This window comes from Planktotalea sp., assembly GCF_018607965.1.
Taxonomy (GTDB): domain Bacteria; phylum Pseudomonadota; class Alphaproteobacteria; order Rhodobacterales; family Rhodobacteraceae; genus Planktotalea.
The window spans coordinates 1-4310 of record NZ_JABBAM010000026.1 but is presented as its reverse complement, the minus strand read 5'-3'; the positions used below and the strand labels follow the sequence as shown (position 1 = coordinate 4310).

The following is a 4310-nucleotide window of genomic DNA, read 5'->3' as shown; positions in this document are numbered from 1 at the left end:
GATATCTTCAATACGAACAACAACGCCATTCGGACCCGTTAGATCAAGGCCGAAATGCCCATATAACGCCGCACTGCCCCACACCATATCAACGCCAGTCCGCTGACCGGATCCGACAATAGCGCTAATCTCAACAATTTCCCCGTACGAACTTAAACTGACCGAATTGCCTGTTTCATTCACACCGCTCACATGAGATCCGCCAGAGCCCACAGCCCAACCCGCAATACGAACCGTTGGAAGCGGTCCGCTCATCGCTTTTATCTTAGCAGTGATGCGCAAATAGCAACCAGGCAGCAAAAGCGTTTCACCCATGTAGCGCAGCTTCTGCGTCGCATCGGCTTTCTGAACTTCGAGACACCCGCTGAAATCAAGGTCTGCGGGCACGAATGCAGCGGTGGCTGTGCCTTGATATGTATCAGAACCCGGTGTTCCGTCCCCACGAGCCCAAATATTCAAACCTTGAGCAAATGCAGGGGGCATTAGAACCACACCGTCGGTGATTGCCTTGTTCATAAATCTTCCTCTCGCGCCAAGGGCCGCTACGCACGGGCCCAATCCAAAGCGCAAGTGTGCAAAAGAAGACTTAAGAGAGACTGACAGCACCGTGACGGTGCTGCTAAGTGATTTAGGACGGAGCGGTTAAGCAGAAAAGCCCGTCGCTTTTATCAACTGGACACCGTTGATTTTCCAGCCATTTTCGCCAAGAATCATTTCGTAATCCAAGAAGTGAATGCGCCCGTCAGCGTCGCGTACTTGAACTTTCTGGTGCAACTTGCCTGCAATGTATCGCAGCTCAAGAAAGCGCACATCGTCGGCTCGGTGTACCATAGGATAGGTACGCGATACCATCACGCCAAAGTTCTGATGGGTCCCAAACAGTCTTTTGATGAACGGACTGGCGTATGTGAACGCTTGCTCAAAATTGTCGTCCGAAAAGGCATTAAACTGACTTTGAATTGTACTGGTGATCGCGGTTTTTTCCGTCTCTTGCGCATTCGCGGCAGTCGCAAAAAACAGTGCCGCGATGACAGTCAGGATGGTAGAAAATCGAGATGACATGGGTGCTTTCCTCTCTTTATATGAGAGGAGAACTAAACCATGACGCGTTCAAGTCAAACCTAGGTCAACTCACCCGCCAAGGCGCTATCGATCAATTCAACTGTTTCATCAACACCATATAGCGCGATGAAACCACCAAACCGCGGTCCTTGGCTTGAGCCCAACAGCACTTCATATAGCGCAGTAAACCAACCGCGCAACGGATCGAACCGTTCGCGTCCGCACGCGAAAACAAGACCTTGCAACTCTTCAGCGTCCAGCCTTTTATCCCAGGCTTTCAACCCATCACGCAGCTCTATTAGCGCTTCACGCTCCAGCTCTGATGGCGCGCGGAAGACGCGGGTCGGTTTCACGAAATCGTTATAATAGCGAACCGCGAAGCCTGCTGCTTGATCCAGATCAGGATGCGTTTGAGCGCTCGCCTCAGGCGCATAGCGCTGGATAAAGCCCCATAGCTGGTCCTTGTCTTCGGCGCTCGAAACTGACGCAAGATTCAACAGCATAGAGAACGGCACAACCATTTTGCTGACCGGCACGTTCCCACCATGAATATGCCAAACTGGATTGTTCAACCGTGCCTTAGCATCTTGATCCACATACGCACGAAGTTGTTGATGATATTCATCAACCGCTTTCGGGATCACGTCAAAATGCATGCGCTTCGCCGTTTTGGGTTTTTGATACATGAAATACGACAGGCTTTCAGACGACGCATAGGTCAACCACTGGTCAATTGACACACCGTTGCCCGAGGTCTTAGAAATCTTTTGCCCCCCTTCATCCAAGAACAATTCATATGTGAAATGCTCAGGTGCAGGCATGCCAAGGATGCGGCAAATCTTGTCGTAAATCGGTGTGTTGGTAGAATGATCTTTACCATACATCTCAAAATCAACGCCCAAAGCGGCCCAACGCGCGCCAAAATCCGGCTTCCACTGCAATTTCACATTCCCGCCCGTCACAGGCACTGTCCACTCACGACCGTCTTCATCATCAAACGTGATCGTATAATCATTACGGTTAATCGACTTCATCGGCACATACAAAACGCGGCCAGTCTCTGGATGAAACGGCAGGAAAATCGAATATGTCTGGCGACGCTCTTCGCGCAAAGACGCCAGCATGACCTCCATAATCGCATCATATTTGTCGACCGCGCGCTGAAGCACTTCGTCGAACTTGCCTGACGCGTAAAACTCGGTTGCGCTGATGAACTCGTACTTGAACCCGAAGGTATCAAGAAAACGGCGCAGCATCGCGTTATTATAATGGCCAAAGCTTTCATACTCGCCAAACGGATCGGGTACGGACGTCAGTGGCTTTTGCAAATGCTCGGCCAGACTATCCGCGTTCGGAACATTGCCTGGAACTTTGCGCATGCCATCAAGATCGTCCGAAAAGCAAACCAACTTGGTCGGTAAGTCACTGATTTCCTTGAAGGCGCGCAGTACCATCGACGTACGTGCAACTTCGCCAAATGTCCCGATATGGGGCAAACCAGAGGGGCCATACCCCGTTTCGAACAGAACATAACCCTTATCTGGAGCGGCTTTTTGATAGCGTTTCAGCACACGGCGCGCTTCTTCAAACGGCCAGGCTTTTGAGCTCATCGCAGCATCGCGCAGATCAGACATATCAGGTCTCCAAAAAAGAAACCTGCCCAAAGGGGCAGGCATGTGTGCGCTACCTATTGAATGCAGAGGTTTTCGTCAATATTCTGCACGTGCATTCCAAGATGCCTCCAAATGAAAGCAAACGCGCCGTGACACAGCCTGCCCCCCACCCGCTTAGCCCGCAAGATTGCCTTGTCGCACTAATGATCGCCGTCTCTGCATCCGATGAAGATATACGCACTGTAGAACTGGTCAAAATCCAGTCCGCCGTGAACAATCTTCCCGTGTTTGCCACCTATGACATTGATCGCATGAATATCATGGCACAGACGGTGTTTGATTTGTTTGAACAAGAAGACGGCCTTGATGCGCTGTTCGGTTTGATCCGCGACAACCTTCCTGAGCGCCTGTTTGAAACGGCCTATGCACTATCATGCGATGTGGCTGCTGCGGATGGTACGCTGCAAGAAAGTGAACTGCGTATTCTTGAAGAAATCCGTTACGAGCTGGATCTGGATCGCCTTCATGCCGCAGCGATCGAACGTGGTGCGCGGGCGCGTCACATCACTTAAACTCTGCCAAAACAAACGAGGCATCTGTGAAGCATCATTGCTGTTTCGCGGTGCTTTCGCTTTACCAGCTTCGAACGACGAAAGCCTTGCACGCGTATGTATCCCAGCCCCATCCTTTCGCACAGACGCGCCGACATGGCAGTTCACGCATTCGGCTTTTGCGCAATTTTGATCGCAGGCACATGGTTGCTGGTCAAAGCGATGAATACGCTGTCCACCGCATTAATCCTCGCGGTGAGCGTCTACATCCTTTGCGCGCTCGTTTCTAGCGTAGCGTCCTGTGCCTACCATTTCGCGCCTTGGCACGATCATCGCGTCCTGTTGCGCCGCATCGACCACGCCGCGATCTACACAAGCATCACAGGCACGTTCACGCCCCTTCTGGTCCAAGCAGGCACCACGCGTACGCTAATCATCCTCGCACTCTGCTGGATCCTCGCAATCCTTGCGATCTGGAACAAGATCACCAACCCGCAGATCAAATCGCGCTGGTCAACCGCGTCCTACCTCGCGCTTGGGGCCATTGGCCTGCTCGCCCTGCCCGACCTAAAAGGCGTGCCCGCCGCGACGCCCCTCTTCATCCTTGCAGGCAGCGCGTCCTACGCATTCGGCACGGTCTTCTATGCGCGCAAAACTTTACCATTTCGTTACGCAATCTGGCATTCATGGGTGGACCTCGGCGGCATGCTTATGTTCGCAGGCATCTGGCTCGCTCTTTTATAAGGAAACACCATGGCCGGCAAAAAACTCACCTGTCTTTACTGCGCACAAGTAAACCGCGTGCCCTTTGACAAACTTGGCGATAACCCGAAATGCGGGTCCTGCGCCAAAGGCTTGATGCCCAAAAAGGCGGTCGAGATCACGCCAGACATTCTCGCCAAGGCCGCCGCCAACGACGACGTCCCGCTGGTCGTGGATTTCTGGGCCCCGTGGTGCGGCCCGTGTAAAGCGATGGGGCCAGAATTCAACAAAGCCGCGTCCGAGCTGCCTGGCAAAGCGCGTCTGGTGAAAATGAACACGCAAGAGCACGCGACGATTTCCAGCAAAATGAACATCAAAGGCA

Annotated in this window: 5 protein-coding genes and 1 pseudogene; 3 read left to right on the top strand and 3 right to left on the bottom strand. The window is 52.6% G+C overall.

What is annotated here, in order from left to right; translation table 11 throughout:
* The 3 genes and pseudogenes from QZ279_RS01830 to QZ279_RS01820 all read right to left on the bottom strand — a co-directional run.
* Nucleotides 1-516, bottom strand: a pseudogene (locus QZ279_RS01830) (right-handed parallel beta-helix repeat-containing protein); the annotation flags it as partial.
* Between the two features lie 126 nt (nt 517-642).
* A complete protein-coding gene (locus tag QZ279_RS01825; RefSeq protein ID WP_293447200.1) occupies nt 643-1062 on the bottom strand; it encodes a DUF4864 domain-containing protein in 420 nt (139 codons plus the stop codon).
* 59 nt (nt 1063-1121) lie between these two features.
* Nucleotides 1122-2696, bottom strand: a complete 1575-nt coding sequence (locus tag QZ279_RS01820) for a lysine--tRNA ligase (RefSeq protein WP_293447198.1) — start codon at nt 2694-2696, stop codon at nt 1122-1124.
* 128 nt (nt 2697-2824) lie between these two features.
* Between QZ279_RS01820 and QZ279_RS01815 the strand changes: the two genes are divergently transcribed.
* The 3 genes from QZ279_RS01815 to QZ279_RS01805 form a co-directional block, all read left to right on the top strand.
* The gene (locus tag QZ279_RS01815; protein WP_293447197.1) at nt 2825-3247 is read left to right on the top strand and encodes a tellurite resistance TerB family protein; all 423 of its coding nucleotides are present in this window, start codon (nt 2825-2827) and stop codon (nt 3245-3247) included.
* A 135-nt stretch (nt 3248-3382) separates the two neighbouring features.
* Nucleotides 3383-3970, top strand: a complete 588-nt coding sequence (locus tag QZ279_RS01810; RefSeq protein ID WP_293447195.1) for a hemolysin III family protein — start codon at nt 3383-3385, stop codon at nt 3968-3970.
* 9 nt (nt 3971-3979) lie between these two features.
* On the top strand, nt 3980-4310 hold a 331-nt coding region (locus QZ279_RS01805; RefSeq protein ID WP_293447193.1), incomplete at its 3' end, for a thioredoxin domain-containing protein.

Excerpts from the sequence above, each read along its gene's own strand:
- QZ279_RS01825 (WP_293447200.1), bottom strand. The coding sequence starts at position 1,062 with ATGTCATCTCGATTTTCTACCATCCTGACTGTCATCGCGGCACTGTTT.
- QZ279_RS01820 (WP_293447198.1), bottom strand. The coding sequence starts at position 2,696 with ATGTCTGATCTGCGCGATGCTGCGATGAGCTCAAAAGCCTGGCCGTTT.
- QZ279_RS01810 (WP_293447195.1), top strand. The coding sequence starts at position 3,383 with ATGGCAGTTCACGCATTCGGCTTTTGCGCAATTTTGATCGCAGGCACA.